The sequence below is a fragment of the Halomonas sp. IOP_14 genome, from assembly GCF_021021315.1.
Taxonomy (GTDB): Bacteria; Pseudomonadota; Gammaproteobacteria; order Pseudomonadales; family Halomonadaceae; genus Vreelandella; species Vreelandella titanicae.
In genome coordinates, this window is record NZ_JAINWD010000021.1 from 82,799 (window position 1) to 103,447 (window position 20,649).

A 20,649-nucleotide genomic window follows, 5' to 3' on the forward strand; every position below is an offset into this window, starting at 1 on the left:
AGCTGATGATGATAACTTTTTCTATTAATAATAATTATCACTAACAAACAGTAAAAACTCACTAGCATATTAACTACAGAACTAACAATTTATTTAGCCTGAAAATAATTTATATCTCTTTTCTATCGGCGAAATTTCATATTGACTACTTTCCATATCAATAATTTTATTTTATTCTTGGCAAAACGAGCCCCAAGCTGATCTTCAGGATTATATATACGGCTATCACTAAAACAGAAAACAGGCTTACCTGCTTCTCGACAAATTAGTTTTGCTTGATAAGAATTAAACTCGACAAACAAGTCCGCCGTGGATGCAACAAAAGTCTCAACCTTGAATTTCACCTGCGAATCAATAGTCATGACATTCTTATTATTTTTCTTCATAACGAGATTACGATACGAAACCCCGTTATCCATCAGTAAAGCTTCTACCTTATGTCGGTTTGACTCACTCTGAGACGTAACGATTGTATCGATATCTCTTGAAGGAAGGTAACGAAAGCGTGTAGTACCTGTATCATCACAAAGTTCGTTTTCTGACATCATCCCCTCAAGACAAATACAAGACCTACTCATTACATTATGATGAAATATATTCCATTCAAAAGCTCTTGGATGGGGAAGAAATTCAAGAATAATATCTACATCACTACTGATTGGCTTGCCTGAGTAAATAGCCAGTGTCGATGCACGTGCTGCTAACCAATCGGGGAGCGCGTTAATTTCGTTTCTTATTGAACCTCCGGTCATTATACTGTCGTCTACAATAAGAACTTTTTGTGCCTCCCAGGGAGAGTTCAAATCTTTTCTCACGCATCTCGTAAGCCCTTTTTTCAATGGATAATTATTAACCCAGGATGAAATATCCGTACAATTTATATTTAGTGCAAGTGCAATCATGTAGGCGGGAACCATACCACTTCTTGGTACCCCGACGACTAAGTCCCAGTCACCAGAAAATTTTTCAAAATTCTTTGTAATATCCCTGCCGAGATCACCATATGACTTGAACTGAATCTGCATTAAGTTTTCTCCGACAACTCGCTCAATATTTTCAGCAACAGCTATCTACCACCCATTTAGCTGATACAGATAGATATATGGTGACCACCAATCGAAATACCTATTGCATCAGTGATGCCGCAGCTATTAAATTAGATAAAATCAGGAAATTAGTATCGAGGCTGTTAGTACTTTTGCAGGGTATAATGTAGATAACACGCAGCACTACGCTACAATTTTATTTAGCAGTAATAGTATCAAATGGTTTTTGCACCCTATTACGAAGCTCTGGTTTTCCTATACCCATTGCTTCAAGCATAACGGCATTGACTTTATGCACATCGTATTTATCTTTAGCAATCTCGTGGGAGCGCTGTCCCATGGTTTTAACTAAAGCTGGTCTGTCAATAAAGTGTTGCATGGCTTTAACAAGCGCATCGACATTTTTTACAGGTATCAAATAGCCGTTATCGCCATTAGTGACGGTTTCTCGACATCCAGGTGCATCGGTAGTGATGACCGCTCGCCCCATAGACATGGCTTCCAGAATTGAGCGCGGCGTGCCTTCTCGGTAATAACTAGGCAGTACAAAAACGCTACTCTCGGCAAGTGCCAGGCGCACATCATTCAGCCAACCCAAGTGTTCAAGCGATCCCTCTCCCACCCAAGTATCCAGCTCTTGTTGCGAAATCGTATCGGGGTTGCTGTCGATATCACCAGCCAGTTGAAATACTACCTCAGGGTGCTGCTGCTTGATTCGCCTAGCTGCCTCAGCGTACTGGCGGACACCTTTGTCTGCCAACAAGCGAGCAACCAATAAAAAACGTGGCGGCCCATCAGGTAAAGGGGCTGTAGCAAAATGCGCCATATCGACCCCTGACCCATTGAGCACTTGGGAAGGTACGCGATCGCGTAGTATTCCCAAATCACGAAATAAGCTTTCATCATCGGGGTTCTGGAAAAAAACCTTATCCACCTTATTCAAAGCTGCCGAATACAGTCTACGCACCAGATGGAAAACCAGAGCGCGCTTACCGCGTGCCTCTCCGGCAAAGGCATATCCCAGGCCAGTGATCAATGCATAACGTTGAGGAACCTTCGCCAGCCAAGCCGCCAACATCCCATACACCACCGGCTTGATGGTATATGCCAGAACGACATCGGGTCGTATATTACGCATCAACAAGTAAAGTGCTTTTAGCGTCAAAAAATCATACCACGGGTTAAGGCCTGTTCGTTGCATGGGGATATCGTGAACAAATACTCCCCAAGCCTCTAACTGGCGGCATGTCCTTGGATCATCATGTAACCCTGGTGATGCCGCATGTACTTCTAATCCTGCACTAATCAGGCTTTGTACGAGCGGCCCCCGAAAATTGACTAAGGAATAGCTTGAGCCCGACACTAGCAGAAAGCGACGTTTTGGTTTATTAAGCTTAGAGTTCATGCTGCCTCCTCAACGAACACCAGATAGTAAAAAAATTACCAGCTAAAAACATATAAATTCGAAAATATAAACGCCTACTTATAATAAAGCCCCATGCATAATATAAATGCATCCTTAAAGTAGTGAATATAAACAAAATCATGTGATACATGGAATATTTAATTAGAAGCTAGATATGAAGATTCTAATGGGCTGGGCCTACCTACTGAATAATAAGTAAATCCTTTCGCCCTCATTCGGCGCGGCTCATAAATATTACGCCCATCAAAGATAGTGGGTTCAGTTAATTTCTCTTTAATAAGATCAAAATCAGGTGCACGGAAGTTCTGCCACTCCGTGACGATAATCAAGGCGTCAGTATTCTTTAAAGCTGCTTCTTTGGTTCCACAAAGGATTAAGTGATCATGACTCCCGTAGAGACGCTGAGCTTCTTCCATGGCTTCCGGATCATAAGCCTGCACCTTGGCACCAGCTGCCCAAAGTGCCTCCATTAGTACCCTGCTGGGGGCATCGCGCATATCATCAGTGTTGGGCTTGAATGAAAGCCCCCAAATGGCGAAGGTCTTACCCTTTAATTCAGCATGGAAGTGCTGGCTTATCTTATTGAATAGCGTGTTTTTTTGCTCTTTATTACGCGACTCCACTGCTTTGAGTAATTTGGCGTCAAAATCAATGGTATTCGAGACGTGGATAAGAGCCTGCAGATCTTTAGGAAAGCACGAACCGCCATAGCCCACACCGGGATAAATGAAGTCGTAACCAATGCGTGGATCCGAGCCTATTCCTTTACGCACCGCCTCAATATCGGCACCCAGACGCTCAGCCAGGTTTGCCATTTCGTTCATAAAACTGATTTTGGTAGCCAACATGCAATTAGCTGCATACTTGGTCAGTTCGGCACTTTTTACATCCATCACGATGATCTTGTCGTGATTACGATTGAAGGGGGCGTATAGCTCGCGCATGACTTCAATCGTGGCATCGCACTCTGTGCCGATAATAATACGATCAGGCTTTTGGCAGTCTACGACCGCACTACCTTCTTTTAAAAACTCAGGATTAGACACCACGTCAAACGCGATATCATTGCGTCCGCGCCTTTCCAGCACTTTTTCCACCTCGTCACGCACTTTGTCAGCACTACCTACAGGTACGGTGGATTTGTTAATGATAATTTGGTTCTGCTCCATATGTTCGGCAATGGTGGCAGCCACAGTGAGAACGTACTTGAGATCAGCACTACCGTCTTCGTCCGGTGGAGTTCCCACAGCAATAAACTGCACTTGGCCATGGTTGACTCCCGTGGCCGCATCGGTAGAAAACTCAAGGCGCCCAGCGGCGTAGTTCTCTTTTACTAAAGATTCTAGACCAGGTTCATAAATAGGGATGTTGCCCTGCCTAAGTTGTTCGACCTTATGATCATCTAGATCGATGCAAACAACATGATGGCCAACTTCAGCCAGAATAGTTCCTTGAACCAGGCCTACGTAACCCGTGCCGAAAACTGTAACGTTCATTGGATTTCCTAACTGGAGAGTAAAGTGGTGAGAAAAATTAGAGAGAAGTTTTATTTAGGCAAGCTATGAATTTCACTTATGGTGCTGCTCGCCTTATTTGGCGAATAGTAACTTCGATACCATTCGACAAACTTGGCAACGCCATGAAAAACTGATGTGGCGGGCCTATAACCAACCTTTTTTTCTAATTCACCTGAATCCGCATAAGTGTCTGGAACATCGCCAGGCTGCAAAGGCAGTAGATCCTTGATGGCCTTTCTACCTAATGCTTTTTCAATGGCTTCGATATAGATGTTGACCGTCACAGGATCATTATTGCCAATGTTGAAGATACGAAATGGCGCATTGCTGGTAGCAGGGTCAGGGTTATCGCTATTCCACTCAAAAGCAGGAGTGGCTATATCATCACTGGCGCGAATAACGCCCTCAACAATATCATCCACATAGGTGAAGTCGCGGGTATGGCAGCCATAATTGAAAACCTGGATGGGCTCATTGGCCAAAATATTTTTGGTGAATTTAAAAAGCGCCATATCTGGGCGCCCCCAGGGGCCATAGACGGTGAAAAACCTTAGCCCGGTGGTCGGTAATCTAAACAAATGACTATAACTGTGGGCCATCATTTCATTGGCTTTTTTGGTGGCAGCATAAAATTGCAGTGGATGGTTGGCTCCTTCATGCTCGGAAAACGGCATTAAAGTATTAGCGCCATAAACACTACTGGTACTGGCGTACGTCAGGTGCGCAATGCTGGAGTAACGACACGCCTCCAAAACATTAGTAAACCCAATCAAGTTACTTTCCACATAACTAAGTGGGTTTTCCAGCGAATAACGAACCCCTGCTTGGGCAGCTAGATGAATAACTCGGTCAAAGTGGTGTTCATTAAAACACTCGGCCACCGCCTGTTGATCAGCTAGATTAGCGCGAATAGAAAGGTAGTCGTTTCTTGTCTCTTTCGCCGTCTGCTCAAGAATTTTTAGGCGCGCCTCCTTAATGGCAGGGTCATAATAGTCATTGACGCTATCAAAGCCGACGACACTATCACCGCGCTCCAGTAGCCGCTTGGCAGTGTGAAAGCCGATGAATCCGGCATGGCCGGTAACAAGAATCTTCATTTAATAACTCCATGACGTGGGAGAAATAGAGGGCATTGGCAGGAGTAGGGCAAATAACAGCGCTAATCTCAGCTGCGTACAAAGCGCTGAATATGGCGCCAGCTCACTCGCCTCAAGCCATCCAACGTCAAGGGCACCAGAGCCACTGAACGCACCATGGCAAGTAACGGACGCGGAAGCTCACTCAGACATAAGGTTCGCGGCAGGCCGGTATAGGGAAACCAACATTGTCGATAGGAGCTCTGCCGGGCTGAAGGAGGTAAATCGCCGGTAAAAATCGAAGGTACGGCGTACCAGGCATAGTTGCCTTTCAGCGTCTTTATTTCGTCAGAACCGGGCTGTAGAAACTCGAAATCGATAATCTTTAGCCCTTGGCAAGGGTCATAGATAAGGTCATGCGGATTAAGATCGATGCATTCATAGCCAAGACTGCGATAGTGCAAAATAACGGCTCTCACGCGCTCGATGGCCCAGATAGGCAGCAAACCATGATTAGAAAAAGGCGCACGAGGCGATAAAATGCGTTCCATGCAATTGGCATAGCGCTCAAACACTAGATAATGAGTACCGACTTCTAGCAGACGGGATACTTCTGGCAGAGAGGCACCGAGTTCACGCGCCTTTACTTCACGCTCTAGGTAGCGCTCACGCCCAGGCCGAAATGTCTTGCAAATCGCCTCAGTGCCATGAAAATCCACCAGCTCTACTTTGGCTCGGCAAACCTCTTTACTTAGGTCAGCTAATACCGGGTAAGGTGTGCGAAATGCTGCATCGTTGCTTAGGGCTGCTTCACGTATCTTACCGATCTGCTCGGGCACCAAGGTTTTGAGATACTTAAACGCCTGATCCGCATCGCGGGAGCAATGTATCGGACTCTGTTGTTCTGCTTTGCTCTCCTCTGGAGAGAGCGTGGCACTGAAGGTTGCCCTGATGGTAGGTAGTCTTAAATTGGGAGAGTCACTCGACATCCGCTTCACCGGTACTGGATGGACATCCTGTACCACAAGCAGAAAAACTGGCGGCGACCCACTGCTGGCAAAATTTCCTTGCTCTTGTCCATCATCAAGAACCCACTGAGCGAGCGCCTGTTGCTGCCCACTTTCGATTGGCACGCTACACAACACATTAAATCCATAGTGATCAAGCAACTTAAGAAGGGTGTCCAAATACGCCAACTCACACTCTCTAATCAGAAAAACAGTAATCCCGGATAGCCACTCTTGTTGCTCGTCATCAGATTGTTTGTTCGTCATGACTTGCCTCCTTGTGCTAAAGAGAGCACTTATTTTTAAATAAGCATTGATGACATGCTCAATAATGCTTTTCGCATCACTCAAGCATGAAAAGTGGTGATCAGAGCGAGGGGGAAACGGCTCAGTCGCTATGGCGTAGGCGCCGGAAGTAAACGGGTTGCAGCAAAGTTGGTAAGATTCCGTCGTCTTGTGATAGCCAGCGATTCAATAAGATTCTCAACCTTCTTTGGGTACGGAGCGTAATACAGGGCCTAGTCTGGCGACCGACCTTAAGGCTGTGTTCGTTGCATCAACATGTTGGCGTTGCGTATCTGAGGTCATGGTCTGACGCGCTTTCCATACCAGGTCGGCTATTTCGTCCAAAGGGTTGTAGTCCAGTGGAGCCGACTGCAACAACTGGCGGATACGCAGGTGATCAGTAGCGATAAATGCCTGCTCCAGCTGCTTTAAAAAGGCTTCGAGCCTCGGCCATTCCCAGAAGCGCTCTTTTGAAGTCATGATACGATCATGGCGCGTCTTGCTGACGTCATGACCTATCAACAATTCCTCGTAAAGCTTTTCACCAGGCCGCAAGCCGGAATAGATGATTTCGATATCCCCTTCAGGATGCGCAGCGTCTCTTACCTCCAATCCCGAAAGGCGAATCATATTCATGGCCAGATCATGAATGCGTACCGGCTCGCCCATATCGAGCACGAAAACCTCCCCACCTTCCCCCATGGCGCCAGCCTGGATAACCAGCTGCGCAGCTTCGGGAATTGTCATGAAATAGCGGGTGATATCCGGGTGAGTCACCTTAACGGGGCCGCCCTGCTCAATCTGCTGACGAAACACTGGGACAACGGAGCCACTTGAACCCAGAACATTGCCAAAGCGCACCATGCAGAATCGAGTGTTGGACTGAGAATGTGCGAAGGCCTGACAGATAAGCTCAGTCAAACGCTTGGATGCACCCATGGCATTGGAGGGGCGAACCGCTTTATCGGTGGATACCACCACAAAGGTTTCAACATTGGCCGACATTGCCGCCTTGGCCAGATTCAATGTGCCAAAGACGTTATTACTCACTCCTTGCACGAGATTAAATTCCACCATCGGCACATGCTTGTAAGCAGCAGCGTGGTAGACAGTATGCACCTCGAAACATTCGAACACTGCCTTAAGACTGCCCGAATGCTGCACTGAGATAAGCAATGGTTTTAGCTCGCACCGTGACGCGGTGCTTTCGATATGTTGCTTCAACTCTTGCTCAATGGCGTATAGCGCAAATTCGCAGTTATCGATCAAAAGCAGGCGGACAGGATTCTGATCAAGAATCTGACGACACAGTTCACTGCCTATCGAGCCTCCTGCCCCCGTCACCATGACCGATTTATCGCGGATATTGGCCTCCATCAGTTCGGGGAAGGCAGGCACAGACTCCCTACCCAATAAATCTTCCAGCGCCACATCGCGAAGTTCACTGATTTTGGCTCTACCGGCAATTACATCGGCGCTACCAGGAATTGTCTTAAGAGGCACGGAAAGGCCCGAAAGCCAGTGCAGTATCTCGCGGCGACGCCAACGTGGGGCGCTGGGGATAGCTAACAAGACCATTGTGGCGCGGTGTTCTTGAACCAGAGCAGCTAATGCTACCGGCTGATGTACCCGCAGCCCTTCTACCATGGCGCCTTCCAATCCCCGCCAGTCATCAACGAAGGCCACCGGCTGGTATTCCTCTCCATTGCGCAGAGCAGCCACCAGCTCGCAACCTGCGGCCCCTGCCCCATAAATCACCACTGGCTTGCGCTGTCGAAGCTGACTGTGGCGATACAACTCGCGCAATAGAAAACGCAGGCTACCGATACCCAACAATAAGAGCAGCGCATAAATGATGATAATAGATAGTCCAATGGGCGAGTTAACCATGTAACTGGCCGGCGCTACTAACAAAGTCGATGCCAGCACAACAACAGCTATAGTGGATACAGTGGCATGGCTCATGTAGCGAATGACGGCGCGATAAAGCCCTAACCAGCGGAAAAGCAAAAGGCTTATCGGAACTAACACGCTGATGGTCATCCACAAGGAAATGCTGCTGAGTGGTTGTAGGCTTTCCAGGTGAATCATTGTGGCAAGTTGCAGGCTACCCACCACAATCAAACCATCAAATACAACAAGTACCCGGCGCTTTATGGAGCGCGGCGCCATTGATAACGACTTTATGAAACTAGCCATAGTTATCTCTATCCGTCCTTGCGGGTTGCCAAGTTACAGCGCTGACAGCCGCATTATTGAAGTGGGCGATCAAAAACGAGATTTTGACGGGAAGCCGCTATCGAGCCTTCTCGATAGAGATGCCAACAGATCACTAGTAGTACCCAGAATAACGTCGCGCGCAGCCCGTTATGAGTAGTGGAATAAATCAATGGCCCTGCTACTCCAGCCCAGATGTAAAGGGGAGCTCGGCGCAATACGGTGGCTATTATCGATAGGAAAAGCACTAGGCCTGGCAAGCCATAAGCAAACAACATGTTAATAAAGGAGGAGTGGATTTCGGCCCCATCATATGGTGCAAAACGCTGCCGTTCGGCTTCTCCTGCCCCCAATATTGCGTAGGCGGGAAAGTTAGTCAGTCGGTCAAACTTGCGTTCTTCATACACACTATCAATTTTGCTTGGTGCTCGATCCATACGCGCTTCCAGGTTGCGCAACACCTGCCCCTCAGTACTAATATTGGCGAGCACAACACCTCCCAATAATAGTGGCACCAGCAGCAACAGGCGCGCAAAGTACTTGACCTGCTTAGCATTTGCTATGGCCCAGCCGATCCCCACCATAGCCCCACCTCCCATAGCGGCCAACGACGACGCCGATAAGATCCCCAACACGCCGCTAGCTAGCCCGGCCAATGCCAAAGGCCTCATTTTAGGGTGAAAATCATCGAGCATTAACAACACCACTACGCCACATAGCGAAAAGTAGGCCAGCTGATTGGGATTATTAAAGCTGCCAGTGGTGCGGTTGATCCCCAAGGCTAATTGCACTAACACATGGCCACCGGCGATCACTAGCGCAATAGAGATGCTATTTCGAATAAGCCCTATGGCACGTTCACCGTAAACGCTTAGGAAACGCAGCAGCCCCATACCGATTAAAAAATTGAACAGGAAAAACTGGGCTGGTCTAAAAAATTCAGTGGTTTCCATCACTAACGTCCAGCTAAGGCATACCATTACTACCCACAACACCATTAATCCCCAGCACATAGCGAAGGGTGAAACTTTCAGGTGTTTGTCTCCTAATGACATCAAAAGCATCACGCCGGCAAAACCGATCAGCACAAAATCAGCCAGCTGTGGCCCACCGCTGGGAAACAAATAAAGGCTGCTTAGCGAAAGCCCCACAAACAGCAATAGCGCACCGATCAGATTCATGGCGATACCTTTTTTCTACTGTGGCTAGAGGTTAGCCATCATCTGGAAGGTATGATTGCGACTGGCCAGGTCATCATAAGTACCTGCATCACTTACTTGCCCGTCCTCAAGCATATAAATTATGCCGCACTCTTTGACCGTGGCCAGGCGGTGGGCAATAAGCACCACCGTCATTTGGCCTGCGAAGCGCTGGATATCTTCCATCACACGACGTTCGGTGATCCCATCCAGAGCACTGGTGGCTTCATCAAAAACTAATACACTGGCTTGCTGATAAAGAGCACGGGCGATACCCAAACGCTGACGCTGTCCCCCTGATATCTGCACTCCGCGCTCCCCGATTCTAGTTTCGAGCCCTTCGGGAAATCGCATGATCAGTTCATCGAGTTGCGCCATGTGTAGGGCTTCTTTGACTCTCTCAACATCAATATTTTCGCGTTCAATGGCAAAGGCGACGTTTTCGAGGATCGTGGCATCGGACAGAAATATCTGTTGCGGCACAAACCCCACACTGGCATGCCAATTCCGCAAGTTCTCCTGCGTTAAAGCCACACCATCAATGAGTATTTGCCCTTGCTGAGGCTCGATCAGACCCAGCAATAGATCCACAGCAGTACTTTTACCACTGCCAGAAGCACCGACTAAGCCGACCATCTTGTTGACCGGAATTGTCAGAGTCAGGCCATTCAGCGCCCGTGCTCGCGCTCCTGGGTAGTCGAAGGCGACCTCATGAATTTTGATTTCTCGCTGAGGAACCCACGGCATTGACTGAGCAGCAGGCTTAGATTCACTGCCTGTTTTCAGTTTTATGGTTTCCTCACTGCTGGCGATCAAATCTTCACGGATTGCATCATAAGCCGCCAGGTTGCCGCGTATTTTAGTAATGGAGGTATAGATTTTCTGAAAGCCAGGCAGCATCTTGAAACCGGCTAGGGCATAAATTGAAAGCGCCGGCAAAATGGCGCCCAGATTGCCTTGGTAGAGGTTAAGCAGGTAAAGAACCAGCAGGATTACCGAACCAAAGGCCACTAGCTCGATAGCATAACGGGGTGCCTCACTCAGTCCTTGTGTTACACCTTGGCCTCGCGCTATGCGGTTGCTGGCCTTTTCAAACCGCGTGGTAAAACTCGCCTGACGATGCAATAAAAGAAGATCTTTGATGCCTCCAAACCCTTCAGTCATCAGCTTGAAGCGTTTCGATTGAGCCTCAGATATACGCCTTCCATTAATGCTGAGAAAGCGCCGCACCGTCTGATAAAGCAGTAGATAAGTGGCGAGGAATATCACTAAGCCGGATATTGCTACAACAGGGTTATAGATAAAGATAGCCAAGCTCATCAAGGTCACCATGACCGCCTTGGCGTTGAGCTCCATCGCTGGATTGATCACCTTTGTCGTAACGCGCTGGACTTCAACGGAGACCTTGCTGATCAGGACACTGGTATTCTGGCTCGAATGAAATAACCAAGGTTGGTACAGATAATAACGATAGAGGCGGCTAGAGAGTTCCGCTCCCACTTGCTCACTGTAGAGCGACAGCCGCCAGGTGGTATACATGGAAATTAGCGCTGCCATTAACAACACTCCAAGTACCATACCGCCCAATAGACTCAAGAAGGACTTGTGGCTTTGCATTCCGCTATAAGTATAAGCCCAGGCTAACCAACCATTGCCCTGGAGTTTGCTCATATCGCCGACCACCGCCATAAAAGGCCCAATGGCGATGACACTGGCAATTTGAGCTAGCGCCATCACAATGATCAGTGCCTGAAGCCCTAACAATCGGCGGCGCTGTTGTTGCGTTAGTAAAGAATAAAATTCGCGCAATTGATTAAGCATATTGGCTCACCGGTAAGCATAGAGGTAGCTGCCATAGTATCCGTGACGGCTGCTGGTCGGCTTCTTAACACCATTTAGAATTCCACCTTTGAGCCTCACACCAGCACTCTCAAGACGACGCTTAGCGGCTTTGATTTCGCCAGGAGGGTTCGTGTCGAACCGCACCACCATTAGACTGGTACCAACCAACTTGCCGACTACCGAGGCATCGGTTACCGCCAGAATCGGGGGCGTATCCACGATTACCAGGTCATAGTGCTGGCTTATCGTGTCTAGAAAGTCGTGAAAACTCTGCTGCATCAAAAGCTCTGATGGATTAGGCGGTACGCTTCCTCTTGCCACATAATCAAGTCCATCAAGCTCACTATGGCGAATGGCCTCCTCCACACTGATACGCCGTGCCAACAACTCTGAAAGTCCCTTTATTCCCTTACCGTGAAAGGCATGGTGCAAATGGCCGCGGCGCATATCAGCATCGATTAACAACACTTTTTGGCCAGCCTGGGCACATACCGCCGCTAAGTTCGCGGCTATGAAGCTCTTACCTACCCCCGGACTAGCACCAGTAATCATCAACCGATTGTTATCGGATTCGAGCATGGCGAAGTAGAGGCTGGTACGAAGCCCACGCAATGCCTCAACGGCAATTTCAGCGGGTTTCTTGACGGCCAGCAAGCCACGAAAAACTTCTTGGGCTTTCTTGGCACGACGCGGACGAATACGCTCGGTAAGCCCTGCCTGTTCACCGGAATTCGGTAAGGTGGCATAGACAGGCAGACCCAATTCTTCAAGCTGCTCGGGGGTTTTGATAGACCGACTAAGCAACATACGAACGATCACTAATAACATTGCCAACAAGGCGCCAAACAGGCCGCTAACAGCGGTTATTAAAGGGATACGTGGAGCAATGGTACCGGGGGACAGCATGGCCGCATCCAAGATACGCACATTGCCTACTGTGCCAGCCTTCACCAAACGCATCTCTTGAAGCTGATTGAGTAGCTGGACATACACTTGCTGATTGACCTGAGTATCCCGAGTAAGACGCAGCACCTCCTGTTGGGTTTCGGGTAATTCACTCACCAGAGCGTTAAGTCGGTCACGCTCGGCTTCTAGCTGGCCGCGCTGTCTCAGTAACGTTTGGTAGTTAGGGTGTGAAGGACGGTACCTCTCAGCCAGATCCGCTTCCCGCATAGCCAACTCACCAAGCTGGTTTTCCACATCGACTACCCGAGTAAGCAGGTTCTGTGTCTCGAACGTCAGGTCGACAGAGTCGCGCTGAGCTCGGTAATCGTTGAGCATGCCTTCGGCATCTGACAATTGGTTGCTAACCTGAGGAATTTGCTCGTTGAGAAAGGCGATCTGTTTTTCTGCTTCTTCTGAATGACGCTGCACGTTTTGAGTCAAAAAGACGCTGGTCAGCGTGTCTAGTGTTGGCTGAATCTGGTTTTGATCCGCCCCGTTCAACGTCAGTTCATAGACGCCCGACTCTAACCCACGCGGAATGATTTCAAAGCGATTCTTCAGCTCACTTATTGCACTAAGAGCAGACGTTCTTACTAATGTGAATTCTGCGCCGGGGTGGGCCTCTGCCTGGCTGACAAAAAGACGATACCCCAATTCATCATTCTGTACCGTTTCCCCAACGCTACCAGTAAGCAGCGTTTCTTCTTCCAGCAGCAGCTCGAATTCACCGCCGTCGAGAAGCCGCAACACATGCTCCCCCCCCACGTTCTCCTCGGGAACATCGAAACGAGCGACTCGCAGTGATTCCCCAGCCCACACATAGGGGTTACTCCAAGCATCATCCACAGAGTCTGCTAACCACTGGCGAATGAATTCAGGCGTGAGGCTCTCGAACCACTGCTGATTAACTCCATGATGAACCAGAAAGTCCCCCACCACCGGCAACCTACGCGGCTCAACCTGAATGGCAAGGTCAAGACGGTCAGCGGTTTCACCCAACACCATACGTGACTGCAGAATTTCGAGCTCAGCAGAGGTAGGGTTGCCTTGTTGCGGCTCTCCCAATGACTCCATAAACGCCAAGTTCGATCCTCGGGTCTCTATCTGAACTAAGGCATCGGCCTGATAAATTCTCGGCTGAGAGCTGGCATTAAAGTAGCCCGCCAGCAGAAAAAATCCCGTCACCGACACAATAAACCAGCGATGATCGGACAGCGTGTCTACCAACTTACGCAGATTAAGCTCATCGCTCTCTCGAGGTGCTGGCGACGGCGCTGGTGAAGGGAAATTAGTCATGGAGATGCCTCATCACTCAGAAAATATATTAAAGCTCACCGGCATCAATAGCAGACGTTGCAAAGTCGCCTGGCAAACTAACTGATGGCAACAGCAGGGAGATCACAGAGTTCCAGCGAGCCAGCGGTGCTGACGTCACGTACACCACATCCTGCGGCTCAAGAGGAAAACGTGTTCCTAGCAATAAGCGAGTGGCATCCTGAATATCCAACTGATAGACGGTGGCAATTTTCTCGCTACCCGGCGGGTTTCCCCTTACTACGAAAATACCCGACGGCTGGGCGCGATTTTCATTCACACCACCTGCCCTTCCCAATGCATCCGTCAACGTGATGCGTTCATTGCCCAGGGCAATGGCACCTGGACGGCTAACCTGTCCCAGAACGACCACGTTTTGATTTTCCATGGTGGGCACGTGAAGTAGATCGCCATCACGCAGTAACCGGTTTTGTGTCATATCCCCTTGACGCATCATGGCGTAAAGCGATATCACCTCTTCACCACCATTGCGGCTTAGGGTGACATTACGCCAATCCGCATTATCACGTGCCCCGCCTACTTCACTAATGGCATCAAGTACCGTCATCGGCACAATACTCAGAGGCAGAGTGCCGGGGTTTTCCACTGCACCACTGATGTACACTTTTTGGGAGTTAAACGCCGCAATGCCTACCTCTACCTGCGGCTCATTGATTACTGCGGACAATCGCCGTGCGATTAACTCGCGCACCTCGTCAAGCGTCATGCCCTCGACTCTCACACGCCCTACGTAGGGATAGAACATCGTGCCATTGGGCCGTATACGGTTCCCGGTTTCCGCAGCGGAGCGCTCGGCGCCGGCAGGAATCGTTAATTCTGGATGGTCATAGACGATCACGCTTAAAATGTCCCCAGGCCCTACCCGATATTCGTAGTCTTGCACTTCTTGATTCAATGCTTGAGACGTGGCTTGCGTGGTAGGCTCTTCTGGGACATACAACCTATCTACAAACTCTGGTGTAATGGGTTGTACGTCCACTCGGCCATCAAGCGATTGGTCGAGCTCGCTTTCATCAATATGCCCGCCTGGGGCCATGGCACAGCCACTTAATATCCCCAGCAGCATGATGAACATTAGATAGCGAACCAGCCGCAATGGGTTTTTTCTGGTTTCTACACCTTCTATTGCTTTGAAATTATTCATTTTTTGTTCCCTTTGCTTTGTGTCTTACCACGCTACCGCCCGGGGATTTTAAATGGCATTTCCCAGAGCCTATTTGGAAACTCGCCTTGGCAGTGCAACCTTCGAGCCGCCATAAGACATGAATGCCATTACGGCAGACAAATATAATGTTACATAAAAAAACAAAAAACATACTTTGATTTACTTCATTGCTGAGGATGAGATAGCTAACGCTATTTAGGCGTTTAGAAATGAGGTTTGGCGTCATGGGTGAGAGGAGAGGAGATCATGCCTAGCGGTATTAAACATTTAATGATAATAAAAAATTTATATTTAAAATTAATAAGTTGTAAAAAGTTACAAAAGAAGAAATTTCAAGTTACAATCGCGGAACAATTGTAATATCGCCTTAATTGAGGGGTTTCTTAGTGACAGTGGTCACATAGAAAAAAGCCACCCTTGGAGGGGCGGCCATAAGTTGGTCTTTGAATCCGCTCACGCCTTTTTGGGTTTCCACCGCTCCCTCAGTGCCGTCTTGAGGGGGCTTGGAAAGCTAGATAAAATCTTTCTTTTGCTGGCGCTGAGAAGGCGTTTCGTATAGCTATGCGATCCCTTTTTGGCGGAGATTTTATCAGACGCTGTATAGACTCTATTATCTTCACAGCAATAAACGGCTTTCCCCGATATTTTTGCAATACTTGCAGCCTGCCTGGTAGCACTCTCAATGAAGAAAGTGTAATCCGAGTTCTTATAGAACAGGCCCTTGTGCGTAGAGTGAATCCCCTGGCGTTGGCGCTCCTCTTTCGAAGGCAGATCCAGCATGACCAAGCGCTCATAGTCAATTCCCTGTTGCTTCAGCCACTGCTCTGTCTGGCTACGGTACTTCTCAAGACGGTTGGTTACCAAGCAGCCGATTCGGCCAGCAGGTAGGAAAAGAAGCTCCGCGTTATTCAAAAACGCAATGTACTGCTCTCCATCATCGTTCTGAAGGTCGGTAGGATCGACGCACAGTACACCATCGATATCGACACATGACTGGGAAAGTATGGCAGGAGTGAAAAGGTTCCACTGGAAAGCACAAGGCGATTCTAGCGTGTAAAAATGAAAATCAACATGTTGCTTACCGTCGGGATCAGCATAGATCGCCAAGGTATCTATTATACAAGGACAGTTTTCGGGGATAGCACTCCGTGCTTTCTGCACAGTCTTCCCTGTAATGACGCTATCATCGACGAAAAGAACTTTTTTCGCGTCCCAGGCGGCTCCCGGCGGCTTTTCTTCCTTTCTACGCAAGCGAGTTTTCAGCGGTTGGTTGTCAATAAAGTCTGGGAGCCCCATCATATCGAGATGCAAACCCAACGCAACCATGCTGGCAGGGATGATGCCGCTACGGGGAATACCGACCACCAGGTCGTAATCCTTCCCGTGAACTTTGAACAAGGACGCAGCGATGTCCTCACTTAAATCACCATAGGATTTGTAATTCATTGTCTATCCCTCCTTATTTATCAGGCTTGACCGCCAAATTAATGGATGGTTAGGTAGAATCGCCTTTCTTGTAAAACCCAGCGGTGATGGCCCTAAACACAAAGACATACTCTCGGTACGTCACGCCTCTACCCAAGATGGAGCATCACGCCAGAGAGTTAAAAAGGCTTTTCCGATAGTTTCTGCAATGAACAAAATCGCTTAGTTACGACTTATAGTGGAACGGTAACTTTATCGAATGACAAAATCGTGTCACTTAAATGATAGGTTATATTATATCTCCAGAAAAAATTATTAAAACTACAATAAAAAAAATACAAGCATTTGTTTCTGTTAAATTTATTCACCTTCATAGTCTAAAGACAGAAACCTCAATCTTCTACTCTATTGGCATTTAAATCAGGCATTTTTAACAATTTTACTCCTTCAAAATAAATGAGAAAAACAATACATAATTCCCATCATAAATACAAAGATCAACATCTTAAAAACAAGAAATACATAATTAAAAAATAGCAAAAAAACAGCAAAAAAATCATTACTTAATGATTAGTCAACTAAAAATTTTAAAACGAAAAATGGATCTAATACTGACATGCACATTGGCCATACCGCAGACAGATCAAGCAGTAAAAAAGAAAAAGAAGCGATGGCGATGCCTCTAGAGCCTCTCTGCCCACGTAAAGGCAGCGTCCTTTAGCAACATATGGATATGCTCGAAAACTTCCCTGGATTTTCGGTAAGGATCGGGGATATTGCGCCCTTTGCCACTATCTAGCCAACGACCTAGCAATAGCGTCTTACCTAAGGCTTGGGGTACGTGTTGTCCTACGGCACGGCGCTGGCCCTCAGACATCACCAGAATGAGATCGGCTTCCTGTATCATTATCACCGTTAATTGCCGTGCCTGGTGGCTGGTCACATCCAAACCATCGGCCTCGGCCAATTGACGTGCAAACGGGGATACAGGCTCGCCTTCCAAGGCGCCCAAGCCTGCAGAACTGATATGACGCTCGGGTAGCCGCTGTTTAAGAAATGCCTCAGCGACAGGACTACGACAAATATTACCTGTACACACCACTAAAATACGCTCGAACATGTCTTACTTATCTCCTGGGTGAGCAGAGGTAGACGTTTTCAAATGACACCTTCAATGCTCCCACTGAATAGCAAGCAACCCAAGGGTTTCGTAGATTGCCCTCTCAGTCTTGCGTAGCTCACGGGCAGAGGGCAGCCAATAAGCTAGCGCTAATCCCTCCGTTCGATCGGCCAAATAATGGGTAGGTGCAGCAACTGGAGCTAGGCCTGCCGCCTCGAAATGACGCATAGCGCGCGGCATATGCGACGCTGATGTCACAATCAATACTTGCGCACCTTCACCGAGCAGCGCCCGAACTGACTTGGCCTCTTCAGCAGTATCGTTGGGCGACACCAGCGTCACGATACTCTCTGGCGGAACCCCCAATGCTTCGGCAGCTTCGGCGTAACCATGAGCCATGGTCATTTTTGGATCTTGCCCTCCCCCTGACACTACCAGTAGCAAGTCTGGACGCTCATGCCATAGCCGCAGGCCTTCCATCAGACGCAAACCCGAACTTTCGCTGAGCCTGCCGGTTATCGACCAAGGGCGATCCGGCTGCCAACCACCCCCGAGGACTACCACTGCTTCGATGTTCTGCTCTTCAGGCCATTTCTCCCAAGCGACATATTGAGACTCCAACGGCCCTAGCAAATTATCTGCCACTGGTGCCCAGGCCGCCAGCAATAGCAAGAGCATTGCTAACGTCATTATGCTGTGACCCAGGCGGTACCACCCAAGCTTACGAATCAACCATCCGATAGTAAAAGTGAGGGCCATCAGAGACATTGGCATCAGCAATATCGCCGTCAGGCTTTTCATTAGTGTATACATGGCAACCATCTTGCAGAACTTGCTCGGAAACGAGAACCCAAAGGAAAATCAGCCAGCTAGCATACACCGCTACCCCTGCTGGATAAGCAAAAAAAGAATAGCTTAAGCCAAAGCCCATAAAAGTGATTGGCAGCAATATACCAGCCACGGCATAGGAGCGCTGAGTGGCGCTTTCAGCGCGTAAACCTGGGAAAAAAAGCCACAGGGGAATGAGATAGAGGCTCACGACTATAACAAGACCTGGCAGCCCTTTTCGTACCCAGGCATCCAGAAGGTCGTTATGCGCATGCCAGTAATTGCCTAACTCGGGGCTTAGCACGCCTTGAGTCTCTAGTCTTTGCATGGCGGGTAGATAGCCCTGATGCCCGTAGCCCACGAGGGGACGTTCATAAATCAGCCAGAATGCGCCGCGATACATTTCCAAGCGAGCCCCTACGGAGCCATAGTCAGCGCCTTCCATGTAGCGATGCACCTCGGCCACCGCCTTATCCACCCTTTTTTCTACGCCGCTATGGGGCGTCGTATACACCCCTATCATCACAGCTATTGCAGCAGTCAGTGCCAACCATCGCCACAGCGCTCGCCAGCGACGCGCATAACCGTAATAAAATACCCATATCACTAGCGGCAGTGCCAACCACCCGCCCCGGGTGCCAGAAAGAGCCGAGGCTAGTCCGCCCCCCATTGCGCCGCTCAGCAAAAGCGCTACCCAAAAAAAACGTGTTGATCGCTGTTGCCAGGCCCACCCCAATCCGGCCAAACATAACAGCGCCATCAATAGCGCAAGATTGCCGAAAAAGATTGAATGTAACGGTGGGTGGCCTGTAGCACGGGTTAAACCGACTATCCATTTTTGCCACGCCGCCCAACCCCCTGCACCCAATCCACTTAGCGCTAAACCCACCCACCATGCTGAAGGACGTGGTGGAACGGCGCGCACTAACATAAACGCCAATGCCGCGAGCCAAGCTGCACCAGCTAATGGCAAGGCCCGCTCCAAGCTAGAATGCCAAGCGCCAGCCACTACTTCGACAATACCGACTCCTAGTAGCAACGCCAAAAGAAGGCCATCACCACGCCCCATTGGTTTTCTAAAAAAGCTACGCCTTTGTCGCTCATGCCTAGCAAGAAACGACCATATAATAGTGATCGCCAATCCTAGCCAATAGCCCAAGGGGGCCAATAGCGGTAACACGGTGATTGCTAAAGCCTGCATGCAGTATTTACCTTGTAGGCCACAGGAGTGCGCATGCTTTATTGTCTCACCCGGTCTCCGCTTCCTCTACCCATCACAGTGAGGAACAGGTAGCGAAAATACGTCGGCATCGCCATTGTCGCCAACATTTTTTGATCCGTTTCTGCCAGTAATTGAGGCGTAGACATATCAATATCGTTAAGTTGCGCCAGCCCGGTAATTCCTGGGCGAGCATTGTATACACCACGCTCGGTACGCTCTTTGATCAACTCATCTTGCGTGTATAAGCAAGGACGAGGCCCCACAAGGCTCATATCCCCTTTCAATACATTCCATAGCTGCGGTAACTCATCCAATTTGGTACGCCGTAAGAAATGACCGAATTTGGTAATTGAAGAAGAATCCGCAAGATGCGAAGCAACCCAAGCGGTATCAGGCTTCATAGTACGAAATTTAATCAATACAAACGGCTGGCCACGGTATCCCACACGCTTTTGCAAAAATAGAGGAGACCCCGTGTCCCAGTAACCGATTAAGGCTAATATAAGCAATAATGGCAGACCAATGAGTAGGCCCGTGGCAGCAAACAGGATATCAAAAAATCGTAATATTTTAGTCATGATGTCAATACCCGCATAGTTAAGTCACTATTATTACCATATAAAAATTAGATCTTGGCAACTTCCACTTCAACAAGAATACGCTTTATCACCCAAACAAAGGCAACCAAAGAGTAACGATCTCGAAGAGAAGTATATAAACAAGCTGTTTATATAGCTATAACTGTTAACCTAACAATTTAGGCATATTTTCTCATTCTATTTTACTAGTCTCACCAATTAGAAATTAAGCAAAAAAGGCTAAAACAATTCCCATTAATATATATTATTTGGTAATCCCCTCCGAAAAACCAGGGAACTCAGAAGTAGAATTTTCCGTAAGCTAAACGCAGGGATAACCTGCACGAAAAAATCACGTTTTTCAGACAGCCAAATACTTTCGATCCTTAAGGAAGGTCTGAATAACTGCCGATATT

Annotated in this window: 15 protein-coding genes; all 15 read right to left on the reverse strand. The window is 48.3% G+C overall.

Annotated features, from left to right (window positions below; all coding sequences use genetic code 11):
* Positions 1–122: 122 nt before the first annotated feature.
* The 15 genes from K7H09_RS15055 to K7H09_RS15125 all read right to left on the reverse strand — a co-directional run bounded on the left by K7H09_RS15055 (position 123) and on the right by K7H09_RS15125 (position 20,233).
* Positions 123–1,025: a phosphoribosyltransferase gene (locus tag K7H09_RS15055; RefSeq protein ID WP_141441176.1), complete on the reverse strand. Its 903-nt coding sequence runs from the start codon at positions 1,023–1,025 to the stop codon at positions 123–125.
* Positions 1,026–1,242: 217 nt separating this feature from the next.
* On the reverse strand, positions 1,243–2,451 hold the full coding sequence (locus K7H09_RS15060) for a glycosyltransferase family 4 protein (RefSeq protein ID WP_009286552.1): 1,209 nt from the start codon (positions 2,449–2,451) through the stop codon (positions 1,243–1,245).
* A 158-nt stretch (positions 2,452–2,609) separates the two neighbouring features.
* Positions 2,610–3,968: a UDP-glucose dehydrogenase family protein gene (locus K7H09_RS15065; RefSeq protein WP_027959259.1), complete on the reverse strand. Its 1,359-nt coding sequence runs from the start codon at positions 3,966–3,968 to the stop codon at positions 2,610–2,612.
* 50 nt (positions 3,969–4,018) lie between these two features.
* Positions 4,019–5,086 (reverse strand): NAD-dependent epimerase, encoded by a 1,068-nt coding sequence (locus K7H09_RS15070; RefSeq protein WP_027959258.1) that lies wholly within the window; start codon positions 5,084–5,086, stop codon positions 4,019–4,021.
* Positions 5,087–5,154: 68 nt separating this feature from the next.
* On the reverse strand, positions 5,155–6,339 hold the full coding sequence (locus tag K7H09_RS15075; RefSeq protein ID WP_022523692.1) for a hypothetical protein: 1,185 nt from the start codon (positions 6,337–6,339) through the stop codon (positions 5,155–5,157).
* 216 nt (positions 6,340–6,555) lie between these two features.
* Positions 6,556–8,556, reverse strand: coding sequence for a polysaccharide biosynthesis protein (locus K7H09_RS15080; protein ID WP_027959257.1), 2,001 nt, complete (start codon positions 8,554–8,556; stop codon positions 6,556–6,558).
* Between the two features lie 53 nt (positions 8,557–8,609).
* Positions 8,610–9,755, reverse strand: a complete 1,146-nt coding sequence (locus K7H09_RS15085; protein WP_022523694.1) for a hypothetical protein — start codon at positions 9,753–9,755, stop codon at positions 8,610–8,612.
* A gap of 24 nt (positions 9,756–9,779) precedes the next feature.
* Complete coding sequence (locus K7H09_RS15090; protein WP_041158420.1) at positions 9,780–11,594, reverse strand: ABC transporter ATP-binding protein; 1,815 nt, start codon at positions 11,592–11,594, stop codon at positions 9,780–9,782.
* A gap of 6 nt (positions 11,595–11,600) precedes the next feature.
* The gene (locus K7H09_RS15095) at positions 11,601–13,856 is read right to left on the reverse strand and encodes a polysaccharide biosynthesis tyrosine autokinase (RefSeq protein ID WP_022523695.1); all 2,256 of its coding nucleotides are present in this window, start codon (positions 13,854–13,856) and stop codon (positions 11,601–11,603) included.
* A gap of 28 nt (positions 13,857–13,884) precedes the next feature.
* Complete coding sequence (locus K7H09_RS15100; protein WP_084625324.1) at positions 13,885–15,039, reverse strand: polysaccharide export protein; 1,155 nt, start codon at positions 15,037–15,039, stop codon at positions 13,885–13,887.
* Positions 15,040–15,513: 474 nt separating this feature from the next.
* Positions 15,514–16,506 (reverse strand): phosphoribosyltransferase, encoded by a 993-nt coding sequence (locus tag K7H09_RS15105; protein ID WP_230805087.1) that lies wholly within the window; start codon positions 16,504–16,506, stop codon positions 15,514–15,516.
* 661 nt (positions 16,507–17,167) lie between these two features.
* A complete protein-coding gene (locus K7H09_RS15110; RefSeq protein WP_009286545.1) occupies positions 17,168–17,605 on the reverse strand; it encodes a low molecular weight protein-tyrosine-phosphatase in 438 nt (145 codons plus the stop codon).
* 51 nt (positions 17,606–17,656) lie between these two features.
* A complete protein-coding gene (locus K7H09_RS15115) occupies positions 17,657–18,283 on the reverse strand; it encodes an ElyC/SanA/YdcF family protein (protein ID WP_230805089.1) in 627 nt (208 codons plus the stop codon).
* 43 nt (positions 18,284–18,326) lie between these two features.
* Entirely contained in the window at positions 18,327–19,502 is a 1,176-nt protein-coding gene (locus tag K7H09_RS15120) for an O-antigen ligase family protein (RefSeq protein ID WP_051051897.1), read from the reverse strand.
* A gap of 170 nt (positions 19,503–19,672) precedes the next feature.
* Positions 19,673–20,233 carry a sugar transferase gene (locus K7H09_RS15125; RefSeq protein ID WP_035537425.1) on the reverse strand — a complete coding sequence of 187 codons (561 nt, stop codon included), beginning with the start codon at positions 20,231–20,233 and terminating at the stop codon, positions 19,673–19,675.
* Between the last annotated feature and the right edge of the window lie 416 nt (positions 20,234–20,649).

Coding starts and splice junctions, on each gene's coding strand:
- K7H09_RS15055 (WP_141441176.1), bottom strand. CDS start 1,025: ATGCAGATTCAGTTCAAGTCATATGGTGATCTCGGCAGGGATATTACA.
- K7H09_RS15060 (WP_009286552.1), bottom strand. CDS start 2,451: ATGAACTCTAAGCTTAATAAACCAAAACGTCGCTTTCTGCTAGTGTCG.
- K7H09_RS15065 (WP_027959259.1), bottom strand. CDS start 3,968: ATGAACGTTACAGTTTTCGGCACGGGTTACGTAGGCCTGGTTCAAGGA.
- K7H09_RS15070 (WP_027959258.1), bottom strand. CDS start 5,086: ATGAAGATTCTTGTTACCGGCCATGCCGGATTCATCGGCTTTCACACT.
- K7H09_RS15075 (WP_022523692.1), bottom strand. CDS start 6,339: ATGACGAACAAACAATCTGATGACGAGCAACAAGAGTGGCTATCCGGG.
- K7H09_RS15080 (WP_027959257.1), bottom strand. CDS start 8,556: ATGGCTAGTTTCATAAAGTCGTTATCAATGGCGCCGCGCTCCATAAAG.
- K7H09_RS15085 (WP_022523694.1), bottom strand. CDS start 9,755: ATGAATCTGATCGGTGCGCTATTGCTGTTTGTGGGGCTTTCGCTAAGC.
- K7H09_RS15090 (WP_041158420.1), bottom strand. CDS start 11,594: ATGCTTAATCAATTGCGCGAATTTTATTCTTTACTAACGCAACAACAG.
- K7H09_RS15095 (WP_022523695.1), bottom strand. CDS start 13,856: ATGACTAATTTCCCTTCACCAGCGCCGTCGCCAGCACCTCGAGAGAGC.
- K7H09_RS15100 (WP_084625324.1), bottom strand. CDS start 15,039: ATGAATAATTTCAAAGCAATAGAAGGTGTAGAAACCAGAAAAAACCCA.
- K7H09_RS15105 (WP_230805087.1), bottom strand. CDS start 16,506: ATGAATTACAAATCCTATGGTGATTTAAGTGAGGACATCGCTGCGTCC.
- K7H09_RS15110 (WP_009286545.1), bottom strand. CDS start 17,605: ATGTTCGAGCGTATTTTAGTGGTGTGTACAGGTAATATTTGTCGTAGT.
- K7H09_RS15115 (WP_230805089.1), bottom strand. CDS start 18,283: ATGCTCTTGCTATTGCTGGCGGCCTGGGCACCAGTGGCAGATAATTTG.
- K7H09_RS15120 (WP_051051897.1), bottom strand. CDS start 19,502: ATGGGGCGTGGTGATGGCCTTCTTTTGGCGTTGCTACTAGGAGTCGGT.
- K7H09_RS15125 (WP_035537425.1), bottom strand. CDS start 20,233: ATGACTAAAATATTACGATTTTTTGATATCCTGTTTGCTGCCACGGGC.